The organism is Paraburkholderia pallida, from assembly GCF_004524855.1.
Lineage (GTDB): Bacteria > Pseudomonadota > Gammaproteobacteria > Burkholderiales > Burkholderiaceae > Paraburkholderia > Paraburkholderia oxyphila.
In genome coordinates this window covers 1,785,952-1,806,027 of sequence record NZ_CP038150.1, presented here as the reverse complement: position 1 = coordinate 1,806,027, position 20,076 = coordinate 1,785,952, and the positions used below count along the sequence as shown (strand labels likewise).

The following is a 20,076-nucleotide window of genomic DNA, read 5'->3' as shown; positions in this document are numbered from 1 at the left end:
CGGGCCCCGCCCTTTGCTCACGCACCTGGGCTACGCGGCAGCACCGACGCATAGTGCTCTGGGTCCAACCCCTGCTCGCGCAAGACCTCGTCGGTGTGCTGAGCGAATGCCGGCGGCCGCCGCTTATAAACGGCTGGCGTGCGCGAGAGCCTGACCGGGCTCCCCGTGCCGCGGTAATCGCCCATATCCACGATCATTCCACGGTGATGCGTGTGCGGATCGTCCACGACCTCATCCAGCGTGCGCACGGGCCCGCAAGGCACGCCGGCGCCAATCAGCTCACGCGCGATCGCGGCGCAATCATGTTGCCGCAACAGATCCTCGAGTTCCGCACGGAGTTCTTTCTTGTGCTCGTTGCGCAAGGCGTTGGTGGCGAAGCGGGCCTCGGCAGCCAGTTCAGGACGCCCCAGCACGCGGCAAAGCGTTGAGAACTGCCGGTTGTTCCCCACAGCAAGGAACAGCTGCGTCGTCCGCGTTTGAAACGCATCGTAGGGCGTGATATTGGGATGCTTGTTGCCTGAGCGGGCCGGAACCTTGCCATTCAGGTAAAAATTGGGCAATTGCGGATGCAGGAGCGAAACGCCCGCATCATAGAGCGTCGACTCGACAAATTGCCCGCGGCCACTCTCGTTGCGCTCGTTGACGGCCAGCAGAATGCCGATCACGGCGTTCAGGCCCGTCACGAGGTCGATGACGGGCACGCCCACGCGCAGCGGATCGCCCCCTTCCTCGCCATTCACGCTCATGATGCCGGTCATGGCCTGCACGGCGGCGTCGTAGCCGGGCAGCCCGCCGTACGGACCGTCAGCACCGAAACCCGAAATTCGACAGTGCACGAGACGCGGATAACGTGCCTGCAGCGTTTCGCTGCCCAGGCCCCAGCGCTCGAGGGTCCCGATCTTGAAGTTCTCGATCAGGACGTCTGCGGTTTCGAGCAGCCGCATCAGCAGTTCCTGGCCGGCCGGCTGGCTCATGTCGATCGACACCCCGCGCTTGTTGCGGTTGACACCGATAAAATAGCTCGCCGCATCGCCGGCAAACGGAGGCCCCCATGTGCGGGTCTCGTCCCCTGCGGGGGGCTCGACTTTGATCACGTCCGCACCATGGTCCGCCAAAATCTGGCCGCAAAACGGCCCGCCCAGAACGCGGCTCGCGTCAATCACCCTAAGCCCGGCAAGCGCGCCTTTCGAGTCTGTAGACTCATTCCACATGAGTAGCCCTTTCTGTCAAAGTTGGGATACGAATTCCGGATACGTTTCGCTCAGTTCGTCGCGAATACGCCCCCGCAGCAACGCAAGCGTGGCCGGGTCCGGATCCGGGGTCGTGCGCAGGCCGCTATCGACATCGAACTCGAACCCGGTCGCTTCGCGGACTTCGCCAAGCGTGCGCCCCGGATGCAGACTGACGAGTCGAAAGCGCCCCTTATCCTTGTCGAACATGAACAGCGCCATGCCGGTCAGCAGCGCGTGCGGGCCGCCCGTGCGATACACCTCTGGCGCGCTCACGCCTGGCGCGCTGATGAAGTCGACTTTGTCGACCAGCACGCGCGGGGTGTGTTCCTCGCGAAACAGAATGACCCTCGGCACTACGAAATATAGATAGGCGGAGCCGAACGAACCGGGCCATCGTACTTTGGTGGCCGGGTAGTCGCCAACCCCGACGAGGTTGATATTCCCGTGGCCGTCAATCTGACCGCCGCCAAGGAAGAACGCGTCGATACGACCTTGGCCGGCGCAATCGAACAGCTCCCCGGAGCCATTGGTGAAGAAGTTGTGCTTCACCGATCCAAGGATCGATAGCCTGACCGGCGGCTCGCCGGCCATCTCCTTCTGCGCGCGCAACAACATCGCAGCTGCAGCGGGAATGGGCGATGAAGAGCCGACCGCAACGTGACGCACGCCATCCAGTAGCTGCGCAATCGTGGCAATGAGTAGCTCGCGCGGCGTCGCATCGCTCATGCTGCGTCTCCTTCGTTCAACCAGGTCTGAAAACCTTCTTCGGTACGAGCCATTTGCGCATAGCGCAGCAATTCAGCGGTATCGGGCTGATACTCGCCCCACAGGCCATACGGCCACGCGCCCCGCGGCGCGAGCGCAATTCCGTCCACGTAAAGTCCCGGCAACACGCCCGCGGCCATCGTTTCGTTTTCGAACAGGCTGCGCTCGCTGATCCGCTCCACGGTCACAAAAGTGCGGCGGCTGGCATAGGCCATCGTGGCGAGCTCGCGACGCCGCCCCAGCCAGACGTTGCCCTCGCGGTCGGCCATCGGTGCGTGGAAGATCGCAACGTCGGGGGTCAACGGCGGGATCGCAACCACAGGGTCGTCATGGTCGGAAAAAGGATTCTGGATGACCCGCCAATCCTTGCGATTCGCCAGCACGTCACTGCCAATCAGTCCCCGCAGCGTCAAGAACGGCGCGCCCTTTTGCGCGGCGATCAGCCCAGCGTGGATGGCAGGGCAGGTACTGTCGAACAGCCGGATCTCGCCTCGCGCCACGGCTCGCATGAAACAGGGTGCGCCACCGGCTTCGCCGAGGCTGACGGCACTGGTTTCCACGCTTTCAACGAGCCCTGCCCCAATGAGCATGTCGAACTGCAACCCGGCCGTCGGCACGCCCACGAGCGCGAGGCGCTTCGGCGCGCGCTTGATCAGCGGGCGCGTAACAGCCATGGCGACCCCTGCATAGTCGACGGGCAAGGCAAGCCGGCATCCATCCGTAACCTGCGCTGCGATCTCGTCGACGTTCATTAGTCTGTTCATGAAACCCACTACTCCTTTCTGGCATGGCTTGCATCGCTCGCGCTTGCCGCGGCTGCCATCGAAGTGGCATCCACTCATGCTATAGATTACGAAATCCGATGAAAAGCGCAAAAAAGCATCGCTGAGCATCGGATTTTTTAAATCATCGCCATTCAAATGCGGGCATGAATCGCCTCCCAGGCGTCGGCGAGACGCCCGACGCCCGCATGGATATTCGCGACCGACGGGGCGGCAAACGAAAGCCGGAGCGTCGACAGAACCGGATCGTCGACGTGGAATCCCGCTCCGGGAACAAACATGACCTTGCGGTCGATGGACGCCTTCAACAGCTCGGCAGCCGGCACCTCGCCGTTGAGCCTGGCCCACACGAACATGCCGCCATTGGGTTCATGGAATGTGAGTGCGTCGCCCATCAGTTCGCGTAGCGCGGCGCATAGCGCACGGCACTTCTCTCCATAACCGCGACGGATCCTTTCTATATGCGGCTCCAGCGCGCCGCTGGAGAGATATTCAGCCGCAATACCCTGCGTCCACGGCGAGCTGCCAACGTCCGCGCTTTGTTTGGCGATATAGCAGCGATACGCGATCGGCGCCGGTGAAATGCTCCAGCCGACGCGCAAGCCCGGCGCGACGATCTTCGAGAGGCTGCCCATGTGCACGACCCAGTCGTCGCTGCCCGGGAGCTCGCCCGTGAGCGCTTTCAACGAGGGGATGCGCTCGCCGGAGAATCGAAGGTCGCCATAGGGATCGTCCTCGACGATCACGAGGCGATGCTTGACGGCCAGTTCCAGCAGGCGCAGGCGGCGTTGCAGTGAGAGCGTTGCACCCGTGGGATTGCCGAACGTCGGCACGGTATAAAGCAGCTTCGGGCGGTCTGCCTCGGAACGGATACCGTCGAGCAGCCGCTCGAGGGCGGCCACGTCGAGCCCATCGGCGTCGGTTTGCACCGGGACGACCCGCGCGCCGTGTACGCGGGCGGCCTGGATATTCGACGAATAGGTCGGGCTCTCCACGAGCACGACATCGCCCGGGTTCACGAGGACCCGCAGCAGGAGGTCGAAAGCTTGCTGCGAGCCGGTCGTGACGACGATGTTTTCCGAGCTCGTCTTCACCCCACGCTGTTCCATGAGGCGGATGATCTCGGTCTTCAGCCTGGCAATGCCTTCGGTGTTGCCGTACTGAAGACAGGAGAGGCTGTCTTTGTACGCTCGCCGGGAAGCCTCTTCCAGGCCCTCCACGTCGAACAGCCGGGGATCCGGATAGCCGCCTGCGAAGGAAATCATCTCGGGATCGCTGAGATATTTGAAAAGATCCCGTATGGGCGAGCTCGCGGGGTGGATAAACGCGCGGGAAAATGGGTACATGATCGTCGCTGATAGCCTGTTGAAACCTCGAACGCCTTCGGACCTCGATAGTTCTAGCCTTGGCGCGGATGCTTTGCGGCGTGCGGCCCCGCCCAGCCCGATACCGCCTTTGGCTCGAGGAATTCTTCGATCCCCCAAACCCCTCCCTCACGGGCACGGCCTGAGGCCTTGACGCCGCCGAACGGCGAGCCTGCGCCGCGTGCGCGGCCGTTCATCTCGACCATGCCCGATCGCAGGCGCGCAGCGACACGATTGCGCTTCTCGCCGTCTGTCGATTGGACATAGTTCGAAAGTCCATAGGGTGTGTCGTTCGCTATGGCAATCGCTTCGTCTTCCTCATCAAACGGGATAATCGACACAACGGGCCCGAAGATCTCCTCCCGCGCGATGGCCATCTGGTTGTTCACGTCCGCAAATACCGTCGGGCGAACGAAATAGCCCTGCGCAAGCCCTTCGGGCCGTCCGAGTCCGCCCGCAACAAGCCGGGCGCCCTCGTCGATGCCCTTTTGAATCATTTCCTGCACCTTCGCAAACTGCGCGTCCGACGACAGCGGCCCGATGTGCTTGCCGGTCTTGTGCGCCGAATCCACAGGCAGAGACTCGGCCACCGCTTTGGCTTCGGCCACCGCGCGTGCGTAGATCGATCGCTCCACGAGCATGCGCGTGGGCGCATTGCAGCTCTGCCCAGTGTTCTTGAAGCAATGCAGCGCCCCGCGCTTCACGGCTTCGGGATCGGCATCCGCAAAAATCAGATTGGCGCCCTTGCCACCGAGTTCGAGCACGACGCGCTTCAGACTCGCCGCGGCCGCCGTCGAGATGGCAATGCCGGCGCGTGTCGAGCCCGTGAAGCTGATCATCTCGATGTCGGGATGCGACGAGAGCCGTGTGCCAACACCCGCGCCATCGCCGTTGACGAGATTGAACACCCCGCTCGGGAACCCCGCTTCCGCGACATACTCCGCGAACAGCATGGCCGAGAGCGGCGCGATCTCCGAGGGCTTCAGCACCATGGTGCAGCCCGCGAGCAGCGCGGGAACGACCTTGAGGGTCACCTGGTTCATCGGCCAGTTCCAGGGCGTGATCAGGCCGACGACACCGATCGGATCCATCAGGATGCGATCGTCGGGCGCATGCGCGCCAAGCGGCCGCTCGAACTTGAAGTCCTTGAACGCGGCAATGAAATTGCTGATGTGCCACGTCCCGGCCCCGACCTGATCCGCAAGCGCCATGTCGATGGGCGCGCCCATCTCGAGGCTGATGGCCTGAGCCATTTCCGGCGCACGGCGCTTGTAGACCTCGAGCAGTCGCTCCACGAGCTCGAGCCTTTGCGCCGGACGGGTCTTCGACCAGCTCTCAAACGCACGGCTGGCCGCGGCCACCGCGCGGTCGGCGTCCTGCTCGCCACCGATGGAGATGACCGCACACGGTTGTTCGGTTGACGGATCGATGACGGACAACTCGCGCGCTACATAGGGCGATACCCAATCGCCGTCGATAAAAAACTGGGTCTTGTTGAGCATAAGCGTCTCCTGTATCGGCTTTTTGGCGGCTTCTGATCGGGCGTCAAATGATGAGGTCGATGAGGAACGGGCCCGGTTGGCGGAAACTCTGCCTCATGAGGTCCGCGCATTCATCGAGCGTGGTCGCGCGCGCCGCCTCCACGCCCATGCCGTTTGCGAGGCGGACCCAGTCGAGGTCCGGATTCGAAAGGTCGAGCATGCCCATCGCCGTCGGGCCGGGCACCGCGCCAACGTTCTTGTACTCGCCTATCAGGATGTTGTACTTGCGGTTGTTCAACAGGATCGTCGTGCACGGGAGCTTCTCCCGTGCCTGTGTCCAGAGCGCCTGCAACGAATACATGGCCGACCCGTCGGCCTGGAGGCTGACCACGCGGCGATCGCCGCCGCCGGCCACGGCTGCACCGGTCGAAACCGGCAACCCGTCGCCGATGGCCCCGCCGCCGAGATTGAGCCAGTCGTGCGCCGGCGCCGCATGCGTGAGCTTGTACGTGTCGCGGCCAAACGAGATGCTCTCGTTCGACACGATCGCGTGCTCGGGCATCGACGCCGCGAGCGTCAGTGCGAGACCTTCCTGGGTAATCGCCCCGCCCGGCGCTTCCGGACGCGGACCCGGATCCGGGATCGCGGCTTCGGGTGCGCCGAGCTCATCGACAAGGGCCTGCAGTGCAGTATCGGAGTCCTGATCATGCCGCGACAGAACATGGATCTGCGCATTCGACGGATAGTGCGTGGAAGGCTTCCCCGGGTAGGCAAAGAAGCCGACAGGCGGATTCGCGTTGACGAGGATGATGTGCTCGTAGCGGCTCAGCGCCTGGATGGCGGCGTCCGTGCCGTACGGGACCCGCTCGAGCTGCAGCCGCCCGCGCCCGCGCGCCATGTGCGCATTCGTATAACTGGCCAGCAGATCTGCGCCGGTTGCCCTGGCGACGCGCCACGCGAGCCGTTGCGAGGGGCCAAGCGTCGCCTGATCGGCGAGCAGCATCAGCACGTTCTTGTTCGAACGCAGGATGCGCGCGGCGTTCACGACCGCATGCGGATCGATCGGCGGCGCAGCCGGCACCGCCAGCGGTTCGGCAACCATGCCGCCCTGACTCCACGACGCGTCGGCGGGCAGCACGAGCGTCGCGATCTGCCCCGAGATCGCCCGCGCCGCCTGGACCGCCGCGGCGGCGTCGCGGCCGACCTGTGAAGCGTGCATGCTGGTGCGCACCCAGTGCGAGACGGTGCGGGCCATGCCTTCCGTATCGGCAGTGAGCGGCGCGTCGTACGGACGATGATAGGTGGCCTGATCGCCCACGATGTTGACGATGCCGGCACGCGCGCGACGTGCATTGTGCAGGTTGGCCATGCCATTGGCGAGGCCCGGGCCGCAATGCAGCAGCGTGCTCGCGGGCTTGCGCGCGATCCGATAGTAGCCGTCCGCCATGCCGGTCACCACGTTCTCCTGCAGACCGAGGACACACTTCATGCCGGGAATGCGGTCGAGCGCGCCGACAAAGTGCATTTCGCTCGTGCCAGGGTTGGCGAAGCACGTGTCGACACCCGACTTCAACAGCGTATGCACGAGACTTTCAGCGCCATTCATTTCATTGGGAGATGCCGGGAACGTCATCTTTAGCTTCCTTAAAAATTCCAGATCTCATGGAACTGGATGAATGTGTCATCGAAGATGCTCTGTACTTCATTCTCTTTCCCGCTGCGTCGCGATATTTTTTGTTTTCGGGCGCATACGCTTGCGATTTTTCCAATGCAATGCGGGTCTACACAATAAATTCACGCCCCCTCGCTGACCCACGCCGGCGCGCGATCGGGCGCGCACTTCACGACCTTGGTCACGATATAGGTAAAGTAGCGCTCGATGCCCAGATCCTCCATGAGCAAGCGGTCGATGAAGCGCTGATAGTGATCGATGTCGCGCGTCATCACGTGCAGCATGTAGTCCACGCCGCCACCTGTGGCGTAGCACAGCGTCACTTCGTCGGCGGCGCTCACGCGCTCTTCGAAGCGCCGCATGTCGTACGCGGTGTGCCGCGAGAGCGTCACCTCGACCACGATGCGGCTGCCCTTGACGGCGCCGATCCAGTCGATGTCGGCGCGATAGCCGCGGATCACGCCGCTCTCCTCGAGCTTGCGCACGCGCTCCCACGCGGGCGAGATCGAAAGACTGACCTCTTCGGCGAGCTTCGATTTGGTGATGCGGCCGTCGCGCTCGAGAATGCGCAGGATCGCGAGGTCGTAACGGTCGAGTTTGATCACGGTGCCGGCTCACTCATCGCATTCATGCGGCGACCGGCAGGTTGCGCTCGACCACGTCGGCGACCACGGCCACCGTGTCGCCGACCTGCACGAGCCCCGGAAAGTGGCGGGCCGCGAGCAAGCCGCCGCGTCGCGCGACATATTCCACAGGGGGCGCGCCGGTGCGCTCGATGTCGTACACCCGCGCGAGCACTTCGCCGGCCTCCACCATCTCGCCGAGATTGCGGCACATCTCCAGCAAGCCGCGATGCTCGCTCGTCGTGTAGCAAGCGCCATCGGGCATGTCGAGCAGCGTCGTGGTGCGTGAGGGCGCATGCCGCTCGCCGTGCTCACCCTGAATCACGCCGGCGTGCGCAAGAAAACCGCGTACGCCACGATCCGCAATCGCCATGCTCGCCGCCGTCGAGGTGCCGCCACCGCCCAGCTCGGTGGAGACGAACACCTTCCCAGCTTCTTCCACGGCGCTGTCGAACATGCCCACGCTGTCCAGCTCCAGCAAGCGCATCGAGTACGGCGCACCGAACGCGCGCATCGCGCGCTCGCAACGCGCCTGCTGCTCGCCGTCTGGAAGCACGTGAATGGCCGCGAACGGCACGAAGTCGAGCGTGCGCCCACCCGCGTGGATGTCGAGCACATAGTCGGCGCGCGCGAGCAGGTGGCGCTGAAAATAGTCGGCGATCTTTTCGGTCACGCTGCCATCGGGCCGCCCCGGAAAGCTGCGGTTCAGGTTGCCCGCGTCGATCGGCGAGGTGCGCTTGCCGGCGCGAAACGCGGGATAGTTCATATACGGCACGATAATCACGCGTCCGCACACGTCCGCCGCCTGCAACGACGCCGCGAGCTTCGCGAGTGCGATCGGACCTTCGTATTCGTCGCCATGATTGCCGCCCGTGAGCAGCGCGGTTGGCCCCTCGCCGCGCTTCACCACGGTCAGCGGAATCATGATCGCGCCCCACGCGGAGTCGTCGCGCGAATAAGGCAGCCGCAGAAATCCGTGTTGCACGCCATCGGCGTCGTAATCGACGGTCGGCGTGATCGGAGACGCTCGCATTGCTCCTACTCCTTCACAAACAGTTTGCGCGGCGTGCGGCAGAACGTTTCGACGCCGGTTTCGGTAATCAGAATGCTCTCGGTAATTTCGAGGCCCCAGTCGTCGAGCCACAGTCCCGGCATGAAGTGGAACGTCATGCCGGGCTCGAGCACCGTGCGGTCTCCGGGGCGCAGGCTCATGGTGCGCTCGCCCCAGTCGGGGGGATAGCTCGCGCCGATCGGGTAGCCGCAACGGTGACTCTTCTCGATACCCGATTTGCGCAGCACGGCGTAGAGCGCGTTCGCGATGTCCTCGCACACGTTGCCCGGCTTCGCCGCCGCAAGGCCTGCTTCGATGCCTTCGAGCACTGCGCTTTCGGCATCGAGAAAATGCCGGGGCGGCTTGCCGAGATAGACCGTGCGCGATTGCGGACAGTGATAGCGGCGATAGCAGCCTGCGATCTCGAAGAACGTGCCGGCGTTCGACGTGAACACCGAATCGTCCCATGTGAGGTGCGGAGCGGCGGCGTCGGGGCCGCTCGGCAGCAGCGGCACGATGGCGGGATAGTCGCCACTGTGCTCGTCCACCCCGGCAATCCCCGTAGCGTAGATGCGCGCGACGAGGTCGGCCTTCTTCATGCCAGGCTCGACGGTCTCGAGAATGTGCGCGTGCATCTTCTCGACGATTCCCGCCGCGACTCGCATATATTCGATCTCGCGCGGCGACTTCACGGCGCGCTGCCAATTGACGAGCGCAGTGGCGTCGACCCAACGCGCGCCGGGCAGATGGCGCTGAAGCGCGGCGTAAGCAGCGGCGCTGAAGTAATAGTTGTCGAGCTCGACGCCGATACGCAGCGCATCCCAGCCGCGCGCCGACACCACTTCGCATGCGAGATAGTCCATCGGATGACGCTCGGTGGACTGCACGTAATCATCAGGATAGCCAATGATATGGTCGTGCGCGAGGAAGGTCGTGCGCTTCGCGCCATTCGCATCCATCCCGCGCCCGAACCACACGGGGTCGCCTTCCTGTGCGAGCAGCACGCACTGATGCACATAGAACGACCAGCCGTCGTAGCCGGTGAGCCAGTACATGTTGCTCGGGTCCGTGACAATCAACAGACCGATGCCCGCCTGTTGCATCGCCTTGCGCGTCTTCGCGATTCGCACATCATATTCGCTGCGCGCGAACGGAAGCCGCGACGGCGAGACACCTTGTCCGATACGCGTTTCATTCGCGGTCAATCGCACCTCCTGATCCAATTTGCGCAATCCTGCTGGTGACAGCACCCGCGACTACGGAAACTCAGGCCGCGTGCGTGATGTAGAGAGACGCAGTGTAATGTTCGAAAAAATGCTTCAGGTTGTACTAGGACAATTTTCGCAATGCCGCTCAAGTGAAATCGTGCACATGCGGGTACTGCTCGAATACCCCTGCAATGGTCTCCAGCGCACTCTTGCACGCGGCGTCCGAAGCCTCGGCGCCCACGCAGATCCGCACCGCGTTGGGTCGCGGCGTATTGCCCACGAGAAACGGCTCGGGAGACGTCACGGCGATCTGGCGGTTGCGCAACTCGCGCACCACGCGCTCGGCCTGCCAGTAGTCCGGTACGCGCAGCCATGCCGATAACGCGTTCGGGTGCGCGCCCAGCACGTATTCGCCCAGCACCTCGCGCACCATGGCCTGGCGGGCCGCGAGACGCTGGCGCTGCAACTCCACCAGCCTGCGCGCGGTCCCATCGGCGATCCAGCGCGTGGCGATCTCCGCGATCGGCGAAGTCGCCATCCAGCTGCTCACGCGCAGCACACTCTCCACGCGCAGCGCGAGCCGGCGCGGCATGGCCAGATAGCCCGTGCGCAGCCCGGTCAGCACCGACTTCGTCATGCTCGTGCAGTAAAACGCCAGCTCCGGAATCAGGCTCGCAATGGGCGTACACGTCTTAGCGGGCAGCGCGCCATAAACGTCGTCCTCGATCACGTAGACACCATAGCGCTCCGCAATCCGCGCAATCGCGCGACGACGCGAATCGGGTATCACGGACACCGTGGGGTTGTTGAACGTTGGGGTGCAGACGAGCGCGCTCACCCGTTCGCTGTCGCACATCTCTTCGAAATGCTCGGGGTGAATACCGTATTCGTCGATCTCTAGACCTTTGAGCGTGAAGCCCAGCACGTTTGCCGCGCCGATGACGCCATGCTCCGTGAGGCTCTCGCACAGCACCGTATCGCCGGGGCCAACGGTGGACGCCAGCGCGAGGAAAATGCCGTGGGCCGCGCCGTTGGTGACGAGCAGCAACTCCGGTTTGACCGGCATGTTCAGTGAGGCGAGCCACGCCGCGCCGGCCTGACGGTGATGCTCAAAACCCGCGATCGGTCGAAACGAATGAATCCAGGGCTGCGAATCGAGAGTCGCGAATGTCGCGCAAATCTCCCGCCACGCGTTATCGTGATCGGGCGTGTGCACGATGCGTGCGGTCGAGAAGTCGACAATCTCGCGCTCCGCGGAATCGAGAATGTAATTCGACATCGTTTCCGTCACACGCGCAGAAACAAAGCTGCCGCGCCCAACCTCACAGCGGACCAGGCCCTGCCGCTCGAGCTCCTTGTAGGCGTTGGTCACCGTCTGCACGCTGATGCCAAGCGCCGCCGCCACCTCTCGCTGCGTCGCGAGCCGCACACCCGAAGCGAGCGCGCCGCTCTCGATGTCCAGCGCAATCGCCTTGACCAGCCGCTTGTGTTTGGATTCCGTACCGTGCGCGGCCTCCACCGCGTCGTGCCACTTGCTTAAAACCCTCACCGGTGCCATCTCGTTCCGCCCCTGACGTAAGCGCCCATGGTCGCTCGAAAGCGATCCGGAAAATTATTGCACTAGTACAATCCGCAACAAAATAATGGCTGCGTATGCTCCGTCCATCGAAGTTTCGCAGCACTGCGTGGCTACTGTTACAGGAATATGGCCGCGCTGACAATCGGTCCAGCACCGAAGGAGCCATCTCGTGGAGCCCATCTGCGTACCCACCCAAACGCCCCGCCGCGCCGGCGAACCCAGGCTGCACGGGAGCGTGCGGGAAGTGCCCGCGCGGTGGCCTGCGCTTGCAGCCGGCACGCGCGCCATAGCAATGGCTTATAGCCCATTTCCAAAACTAATTAGGCGGACAACTATGACCATGCGATTCTGCCCAGGACATGTTTACGATATGAACCAGGACGCTGCAATGCCTCTGAAGCTACCCACGCCGCCAGGCGAAACGTGCCGGCCGGCGACTACATGCCGGCTCGCACAAGATGATTCACGCCGGAAGCAGGCCCTCCCGCAACGCTAAATTGACAGGTTCAGCCGGAAGGCGCTGCGCGAGACGCAAGTGCTTCGGATGTTGCGTCCCAACGGGGTATGGCCGGGACGCCTGGTAAGCCTGCCAGGAGACAAAGTAACGGGCGACACCAGGCTCCCGCAAGGGAAAGCCACGAGGGAGGAGGCGCGCAACGCTTCGCAGGCACGGACGGAAATTTTCCCAGTTGCATCGAATGAAATTCGACATCCTTATTAAATTCGAATTTCTTTGCCATAAAACAGCTAACAGAAAAGCACAAGAGGTCCTATGCATTGGAGTCACGTAGCCGAGTATATGCCCCTTCTACTCGAAGGCGCGAAGATGACTGTGGTCATCACGGTTCTCTCACTGTTGATCAGCACCCCGCTAGGACTCATGTGGGCGTTCTGCACGATATCGAAGATTTCGTGGCTGACTGTGCCTGTGACCGCGATGGTCAACGCCGTCCGCGCGCTGCCGATGCTCGTGCTGCTTTTCTACATTTACTTTGTTTTCCCCGATATCGGCATCAAGCTCACGTCACTGCAAGCCAGCACCATTGGCCTCGGGTTCGCCTATTCGACTTACATCTCCGAGATATTCAGATCGGGGATTGAATCGATCGACCAGGGTCAGCTGGAAGCGGCGCGCTCGATCGGCATGGGGAAGGTCAAGGCCATGTACCGGGTGATTCTGCCTCAGGCGTTCAGAGTCGCACTTCCCCCGTACAGCAACACCTTGCTCATGCTGCTGAAGGACTCGTCGATTGCGTCAACCATCGCTGTGGCCGAAGTCACACGGCAAGGTCAGCTGATTGCGTACTCGACTTTCGACAACACGACCGTCTATACGATGGTCGCGGGCTTCTACCTGGTGATGGGGATGCCTCTGATCAGACTGACGAAAGTTCTTGAATTCCGGTTCGGACGGCATAAACGAGGGAGCAGGTGATGATTGAAATCCGCGATATTCATAAGTCCTTCAAGGACAACGAGGTACTCAAAGGTGTGACGACAAGCGTCGCCGAGGGTCAGGTCGTCTGCTTCATCGGGCCGTCCGGCTCAGGTAAGTCGACGCTGCTCCGCTGCATCAATGGGTTCGAATCGTATGAAAAGGGCTCGATTATTGCCCTGGGAAAGAAAGTGGACGCTCAGGCCAAGGACATCAACGAGCTTCGGCGCAGCATTGGCATGGTGTTCCAGCACTTCAATCTGTTCCCCCATCGGACTGCATTGGAGAACGTCATGGAGGGGCCCATTTACGTCAATCGGGAGCCGCGCGCGAGTGCGCGAAAAAAGGCCGTCGACCTGCTCAATCGCGTAGGCCTTGGGAGCAAATGCGACGCGTATCCGGCGCAACTTTCGGGTGGACAGCAACAACGCGTGGCAATCGCACGATCGCTCGCCATGTCGCCCAAGGCGATGCTGTTCGACGAGCCCACTTCCGCGCTGGATCCCGAACTGGTGGGCGAGGTGCTGAGTGTGATGCGAGCGCTGGCTGCCGATGGCATGACGATGATCGTGGTGACCCACGAGATGAGCTTCGCGCGAGACGTTGCGGATCGCGTCTGCTTTCTTCACTCCGGAAGGATTGTTGAAGAGGGTCCGGCCGCGCAGGTACTGAGCTCGCCCACCGAATCGAAGACTCAGGACTTCCTGCGGCGGGTGCTTGGCGGTCCGTCGAAATCGTCGCCGAGCCAGGCGATGCAAAGTTGTGGATAGCCAGGCCTTGCGGTCCACTGATTTGAGATCGGTTTCTCCGGCCCACTACCCGGCGAGCCGAACCGCTTATTTAGACTCGTATTTATCCGCGTGATGCACGCATTGTTTTTATATCAATCGAAGGAGACTCAGCAATGAATCGCGCTCATGTATCTCGAATGATCAAAGATATTTCAACCAGGACCCGAGTGGCGCTCTTGTCGGCGGTCGTGGTCGGACTGGTTTCAGTCGGGACCTCGCAGATCGCCCATGCAACGGTTATCAACGTCGGGTCGACGCCGTCCAGCGCGCCGACCGGATTCCTCGACACCAAGACGGGGGACTATATCGGCCTGATGCCGGACATCGCTCAGGAGATCGCCAAAAGAAGCCATTTCGATTTGAAGTACCAGGCCATCCCGAATGGCGCGCTCACGCAGTCGCTGATCGCCGGGAAAATCGACTTGATCGCGGCTGGGCTCTCCCCCACGCCTGTGCGGGAGAAAGTCATCGACTTCTCGCAGCCCGTAACGACGATCCCGGATGGGATCATCGTCAAGGACAGCAACACGCGAACCTATAAAAGCGCGAGCGATTTTGTGAACCAGAAAATCGGCGTCCTGGCTGGCACCGACTATGTCGACATGCTCAAGGCGCAGAACAATTACAACGCGCAAGAGGTCAAGCTTTACGACACGACGGGTGACATCGTGCGAGACGTGGAGCTTGGCCGTATCGACGTCGGCATCGACGACTATCCCAAGCTGAAATACCAGGAAGCCAAGGGCGGGTTCAAGGGCATGCACGTCGTGGACAGCTACTCGCCGATGGCAAAGAACGACATCATCGCATTTGCCGTACAAAAGGGTAACGCTACTTTGCTCAAGGAGATCAATGCGGCACTCGACTCCATGAAGGCCGACGGCACACTCGACGCGCTGCTCAAGAAGTGGCACTGGCGCGGCAACTGAGAGCACAAGATGGCGCGGGCGCGTGGCAGGATGCGCGCCTGCGCCCCGGCGCTGGCTTGAAAGGCGCCGGGGCAGGACATGAAGGTATGACGAATCGGGTCTTGCGGCACGATTTAAGACTCGGGAAGTGTAAAATGTACCTTTCATGCATCGATCTCTTGAGCCATGGCGCGCCCGTTGAATTTTCGACATGTCGAAACCATTTACGCGGTACTTCTCACCGGCTCGGTGACCGGCGGCGCCGCGCGGCTGCATGTGACGCAACCGGCGGTGAGCAATCTGCTAAAAGAAGCGGAGGAGCGGCTGGGCTTTCCGCTTTTCGAGCGCCATGCGGGCCGGCTCGTTCCCACGCAAAAAGCGGAGCTGATCTTCGAAGAGATCGAGCGCTCGTTTACCGGGCTCGATGCGGTGAATTCGTTCTGTGCTCGCCTTGCGAAACAGGAAACGCGCAAGGTCGTGATTGGCGCGACTCCGGCGTTTGCCACTGCCGTGTTGCCAATCGCGATCCGTGCTTATCGCGAGACGGTTGACGACGTGCACTTCTCCGTCGTCTCGCGGCGCTCCGACCATGTTCAGGCGCTGGTCGCATCGCAGAAGGTCGACATCGGCTTTGGGCTCGAAGAGCCGGCCATTCCCGGCGTAAGCTCCACCCTGTTGACGTCCGAGCGCATGGTCTGCGTGCTCCCCGCAGGACATCCCCTCGCGAGCAAAAGCGTGATCTCGGCCGGCGACCTCTGCGGCGAACCAATGATCAGCCTTTCACACGTGGAGCGCATCGACGACATCGTGGAGGCCGCCTTCGCGGATGTCGGCGGATCGCCGCCCGCAGTCGCGGAGTGCCCGGCGGCATTGACCGCGCTGGCGATGGTTGAGGCGGGTATCGGATTTGCCATTGTCGGCCCCTTCTCAGCCTGGCTTTTTAGGCATGGCACCGTCGCCTGTCGTCCGTTCGAGCCGGTAACGAAGCTGAACTTCAGCACATTTACCGTGCCAGGCAGAAAGGAGAATATCGATCAGGCTGCATTCCTGAAGCTGGTCGACGATGCCGTGAAGCAGGTTCATGCAACCATGACGTTGAGCCAGTAGCCCGCGAAACTCCGGAATTCGAGTCTTTCAGTCATTCTTTTTTCGCCAAAATTATTTCGGCATCCAAAATTTTATAAAGTATCGCGAACTTGATAGGGAGTCCGCGCTTATTTTGGCCACCCCGCTTATGGTCTATATCGAAAGCTGATTTTTATTTCACTGGTCGAATTGAGAAACTATTCACTTCGTTGTGCGCGACCGCCTGCGCCTTAGTCGAGGAACTGAATTGGAAACAAACAGAGATGCGGTAATTGTCATTGGTGCGGGGGTTGTCGGCATGGCTACCGCGCTTTTTCTCCAGCGTGCCGGCAAAACAGTCACGGTGATCGACCCGTTCCCTCCCGCAGGAGGCTGTTCGTTCGGCAATGCCGGCATGATCAGCGCGAACAACGCGACCCCGATTGCCATGCCCGGCATGCTGAGCCGGGTTCCGGGCTGGCTCCTCGATCCCGATGGCCCGCTGGTCCTCCGCAAGCGCTATTTCCTGAAGGTCGCGCCGTGGCTGCTCAAATGGATCAGCGCCGGGCGCATTGACCGGGTCATGGAAATCTCGGACGCGATGCGCGCGCTCGCGAAGGACACGCACGAATACTGGAAGGACCTGGTTGGACCTCAACGCTACGTGGAGCTGATTCGACGCAATGGTCAGGTGCACCTGGCAGCAACGAATGATATGCCGCCACGAAACGCAAGGGCCGAGCAAGCGATCCGGGAGCGCCACGGCACGCAGGTGGAAATCCTCGACGCCGACCAGATTCGGGAAATGTTCCCGGGCATCGCCAGAGACATCACGCGCGGCGTCATCGTGCCCGGCAATGGCTACACCACCAACCCGGCACGCCTCGTGGGATCGATTGGCGAAGCTTTTCTCAACGAAGGTGGGAAGCTGGTTTCGGAGAAGGCCCTCAAGCTCATTCCCAAAGAGAAGGGCATCATGGTCATGACGAACATCGCCAATCGGCATGCAGCTGATGTCGTCATTGCGGCCGGTGTTTTCTCCCACGAGTTGCTTAAACCATTCGGCATCAGCGTGCCGCTAGAAGGGGAGCGCGGCTATCACGCCACGCTGCCCGGCACCAACCTGAAATTGCAGCACACGCTGACCGTGCGTTCGCGTGGACTTGGTATTACGCCGATGGAAATGGGCATTCGCATTACTGGCGCGGTGGAGCTGTGTGATCGCTACGATCCGCCCGAGGAAAGCATCGCAATGCGCTACGTTTCGCAAGCCAAGGCGCTATTCCCGAACCTGACTCACGATGAGCCTACTGTCTGGATGGGGATGCGCCCCTCGTTGCCGGATAGCCTTCCGGTGATTGGACCCGTAAGTGCCGTTCCGGGCTTGCACCTCGCATTCGGCAATTCTCACTTCGGCATGACGAATGGCCCGGCGACCGCTCGAATCGCGGCGGATCTGGTCCTTGGAGAGCAGAGCCGAATCGATGCGACGCCTTATCGTTTGGCCAGATTTGGCTAGGCGCCGTAGCCGCATCTCCACGGCTTCTCCGGAGATGCGGCTCGAGGCATGGCTAGCCCATTGCCTGATTGATGATGCCGTAGGCGCGATACGGCAAGTCACGTGTTGCGTCGACCGCGCCTGCCGGTGCATTTCGAACCATTCTTGTCACCTTGTCGACGTGGGCAATGCCCTGGCCGCCGAGCCAGTCGGTCAACGCCCCTCCCGCAGGGACATCGATGCGCACGGGGACGCCGATGTGCGCCGCGAGCCAATAGGCGATCAATGCCCTGGCGCGCGCGTTATCCGCGGATTCGAGTGCCGCCACGGGGCCGATCACATGCCCCCGCCCAAACTTCCGGAACAGTGAAAAGCCGATAACCTTGCCTTCGCGCTCGAGCACGACCCCGTCTGCGATCTGAAGCAAGGCCGGCATGATCGCGCTGCGGTCAAGACCGCTCGTCAAGGAAGCGAGCTCGATGAGTCTCGGCAGATCCGCTTCGCGAACTTTGCGCAAGCGCTCGCCTGGTGCAAGCGTGACGACCGCTGGCCCCGAGGCCGCCCCCTGATGCTGATCGAGTGATCCGCATGCGCGAAATCCCAGCTTTTCGTAGAGGGGCTGACCTGCGGGGGTCGCATACAAGAATGTGGTTCGCTCGCCGAGTTCGTCGAGCAGCAGGTCCATCAGTTTGCGGCCAATGCCGCGGCCTTGCTGCTCGGGCGCCACAATCACCATCCCGATCGTGGCCCGATCCGCACCGAATTTCCAGCCGAGCGCGGTGCCAATCAGGCTGCCGCTCTCCTCGGCGACAAAACCCAGACCGGCGTCGGCGGCGAACTGCCAGTCTTCCTGACGGTGCGGCCAGCGTATCGACGTCGACAATGCGTAAGCGGCACGAACGTCGGTGGAGGTAAAAGGACGGTAGGCAGGCTGCGCCGGATGGTTATTCTGCTTGATGATGAGTGATTCGGACACTCCATGCTCCTGTTGGCCTGGGTCGCGGTTCAGTGTTGCATCCTCGTGGCCCTGCGCATAGGACTTTACTTCATTATGTGCAACCGGCGGCGACCCGGCATGCATCCAGTCGATCGCCCGCCGTGCTGCTTGCCTGAGCGCGAAGCAGGATGCGATGCATCTTGCGCAGAACCGCGAGAACGAGAAAAGCCGCCGTAGAGGTCTACGGCGGCTGACTGCAGTTCATCTCAAGGGTGCATGCGCGTTCAGCCCGCGGCGGCCAGATTCCGCTCTGCCACCTCGTCGACGGCCTCGCGCACGATGGCGACGATTTCGTCGGCCTCTGCACGCGTCATCACGAGCGGCGGCGCGAAGCCCAGGATGTCGCCGTGCGGCATCGCGCGCGCGATCACGCCACGTTGCAGCGCCGCTGCCGATACCTGCGCGCCGATTTTCAGCGCGGCGTCGAATGGCTTGCGCGCCGCCTTGTCCGCCATGAATTCGAGCGCGGCGAGCATGCCCACGCTGCGCACCTCGCCAACCAGCGGATGAGCGTCGAATGCCTCGCACAGCTTCGCGCCAAAATACGCACCAACCTGCGCGGCGTTATCGACGAGATGCTCGCGCTCGAGAATGTCGAGATTGGCGAGCGCCGCCGCCGCGCACACCGGGTGGCCCGAGTACGTCCAGCCGTGCCCCATCGGCCCGTGCTCCTGCGAGCCGCGCGCAATCACGTCCCAGACCTTCTCGCCCACGATCACGCCCGAGAGCGGCGCATACGCGCTCGTGAGGCCCTTCGCGACCGTGATGAGATCAGGCTCGATGCCGAAATGCTGCGCCCCCATCTTCGAACCGAGGCGGCCGAAGCCGCAGACCACTTCGTCGGAGATCAGCAGGATGTCGTGCTTTTTCAGCACGGCCTGGATCGCGGGCCAGTAGCCAGTGGGCGGCTCGATGATGCCGCCCGTGCCCATCACCGGCTCCGCGATGAACGCCGCGATCGTGTCTGCGCCTTCGCGTGCGATGAGCTTTTCGAGTTCTTCTACGCAGTACGCCACGAACTGGGCCTCGTTCATGCCGGCAGGCGCCTTGCGATACCAGTGCGGACAAACCGTATGCTTCACGCGATCGATTGGCAAATCGAAATGTTGATGGAAGCTCGGCAGGCCCGTGAGGCTGCCGGTCACGATGCCCGAACCGTGATAGCCGCGCTCGCGCGAAATGATCTTCTTCTTGTTCGGGCGGCCCAGCACATTGTTGTAGTACCAGACGATCTTGACCTGCGTTTCGTTGGCGTCCGACCCAGACATGCCGTAGTACACCTTCTTCATGCCGGCGGGCGCCCAGTCGATGATGCGCGACGACAACTCGATGATCGCATCCGAGGAGTGGCCGACATAGGTGTGGTAATACGCAAGCTGCCTGGCCTGTGCATGCATGGCGTCGGCGACTTCGGTGCGGCCATAGCCGATGTTCACGCAATAGAGACCCGCAAAGGCATCGATATACTGCTTGCCTTGATGGTCTTCAATCCGGATGCCGCGCGCGCCGCGCATGATCTTGCCGGGCAGCGCGCCACTTTCGTGATCGTAGGCGTGCGTGGAAGGATGCATGAAATGCGCGCGGTCCTGCTGGAACAATACGTCGAGTTGTTGCGTCATGAGGGG

17 protein-coding genes are annotated in these 20,076 nt (G+C 62.2%); 5 read left to right on the top strand and 12 right to left on the bottom strand.

What is annotated here, in order from left to right; genetic code table 11:
- Positions 1-17: 17 nt before the first annotated feature.
- From E1956_RS34475 to ehuR, 10 genes are all read right to left on the bottom strand, one after another.
- The gene (locus tag E1956_RS34475; protein WP_134757609.1) at positions 18-1,211 is read right to left on the bottom strand and encodes a CaiB/BaiF CoA transferase family protein; all 1,194 of its coding nucleotides are present in this window, start codon (positions 1,209-1,211) and stop codon (positions 18-20) included.
- A gap of 15 nt (positions 1,212-1,226) precedes the next feature.
- Entirely contained in the window at positions 1,227-1,958 is a 732-nt protein-coding gene (locus E1956_RS34470; RefSeq protein ID WP_134757607.1) for a CoA-transferase, read from the bottom strand.
- Entirely contained in the window at positions 1,955-2,749 is a 795-nt protein-coding gene (locus tag E1956_RS34465) for a CoA transferase subunit A (protein ID WP_232071998.1), read from the bottom strand. The genes E1956_RS34470 and E1956_RS34465 overlap by 4 nt, the downstream gene beginning before the upstream one ends.
- 164 nt (positions 2,750-2,913) lie before the next feature.
- Positions 2,914-4,125, bottom strand: a complete 1,212-nt coding sequence (locus tag E1956_RS34460) for an aminotransferase-like domain-containing protein (protein ID WP_134757605.1) — start codon at positions 4,123-4,125, stop codon at positions 2,914-2,916.
- A gap of 53 nt (positions 4,126-4,178) precedes the next feature.
- Positions 4,179-5,645 carry an aldehyde dehydrogenase family protein gene (locus E1956_RS34455; RefSeq protein WP_134757603.1) on the bottom strand — a complete coding sequence of 489 codons (1,467 nt, stop codon included), beginning with the start codon at positions 5,643-5,645 and terminating at the stop codon, positions 4,179-4,181.
- A gap of 43 nt (positions 5,646-5,688) precedes the next feature.
- Entirely contained in the window at positions 5,689-7,230 is a 1,542-nt protein-coding gene (locus tag E1956_RS34450) for an acetolactate synthase large subunit (protein WP_134757974.1), read from the bottom strand.
- Positions 7,231-7,418: 188 nt separating this feature from the next.
- Positions 7,419-7,901: an Lrp/AsnC family transcriptional regulator gene (locus E1956_RS34445; RefSeq protein ID WP_134757601.1), complete on the bottom strand. Its 483-nt coding sequence runs from the start codon at positions 7,899-7,901 to the stop codon at positions 7,419-7,421.
- Positions 7,902-7,923: 22 nt separating this feature from the next.
- Positions 7,924-8,952: a N(2)-acetyl-L-2,4-diaminobutanoate deacetylase DoeB gene (gene doeB, locus E1956_RS34440; RefSeq protein WP_134757599.1), complete on the bottom strand. Its 1,029-nt coding sequence runs from the start codon at positions 8,950-8,952 to the stop codon at positions 7,924-7,926.
- 5 nt (positions 8,953-8,957) lie between these two features.
- Positions 8,958-10,175 carry an ectoine hydrolase DoeA gene (doeA, locus tag E1956_RS34435; RefSeq protein WP_232071996.1) on the bottom strand — a complete coding sequence of 406 codons (1,218 nt, stop codon included), beginning with the start codon at positions 10,173-10,175 and terminating at the stop codon, positions 8,958-8,960.
- A 148-nt stretch (positions 10,176-10,323) separates the two neighbouring features.
- On the bottom strand, positions 10,324-11,727 hold the full coding sequence (gene ehuR, locus E1956_RS34430; RefSeq protein ID WP_232071994.1) for a MocR-like ectoine utilization transcription factor EhuR: 1,404 nt from the start codon (positions 11,725-11,727) through the stop codon (positions 10,324-10,326).
- Between the two features lie 802 nt (positions 11,728-12,529).
- Between ehuR and E1956_RS34425 the strand changes: the two genes are divergently transcribed.
- The 5 genes from E1956_RS34425 (at position 12,530) to E1956_RS34405 (ending at position 17,475) form a co-directional block, all read left to right on the top strand.
- A complete protein-coding gene (locus tag E1956_RS34425) occupies positions 12,530-13,192 on the top strand; it encodes an amino acid ABC transporter permease (RefSeq protein ID WP_134757595.1) in 663 nt (220 codons plus the stop codon).
- Positions 13,192-13,962, top strand: a complete 771-nt coding sequence (locus E1956_RS34420; RefSeq protein WP_134757593.1) for an amino acid ABC transporter ATP-binding protein — start codon at positions 13,192-13,194, stop codon at positions 13,960-13,962. Before E1956_RS34425 ends, E1956_RS34420 begins: the two co-directional genes overlap by 1 nt.
- Before the next feature lie 134 nt (positions 13,963-14,096).
- Complete coding sequence (locus tag E1956_RS34415) at positions 14,097-14,912, top strand: ABC transporter substrate-binding protein (protein ID WP_197732944.1); 816 nt, start codon at positions 14,097-14,099, stop codon at positions 14,910-14,912.
- Between the two features lie 165 nt (positions 14,913-15,077).
- On the top strand, positions 15,078-15,998 hold the full coding sequence (locus tag E1956_RS34410) for a LysR substrate-binding domain-containing protein (RefSeq protein ID WP_134757591.1): 921 nt from the start codon (positions 15,078-15,080) through the stop codon (positions 15,996-15,998).
- Between the two features lie 226 nt (positions 15,999-16,224).
- Positions 16,225-17,475: an NAD(P)/FAD-dependent oxidoreductase gene (locus tag E1956_RS34405; protein ID WP_134757589.1), complete on the top strand. Its 1,251-nt coding sequence runs from the start codon at positions 16,225-16,227 to the stop codon at positions 17,473-17,475.
- A 52-nt stretch (positions 17,476-17,527) separates the two neighbouring features.
- Here E1956_RS34405 and E1956_RS34400 read toward each other — a convergent pair whose 3' ends face one another.
- Complete coding sequence (locus E1956_RS34400; protein WP_418789334.1) at positions 17,528-18,430, bottom strand: GNAT family N-acetyltransferase; 903 nt, start codon at positions 18,428-18,430, stop codon at positions 17,528-17,530.
- A gap of 245 nt (positions 18,431-18,675) precedes the next feature.
- Entirely contained in the window at positions 18,676-20,070 is a 1,395-nt protein-coding gene (locus E1956_RS34395; protein WP_134757585.1) for an aspartate aminotransferase family protein, read from the bottom strand.
- Positions 20,071-20,076 lie beyond the last annotated feature (6 nt).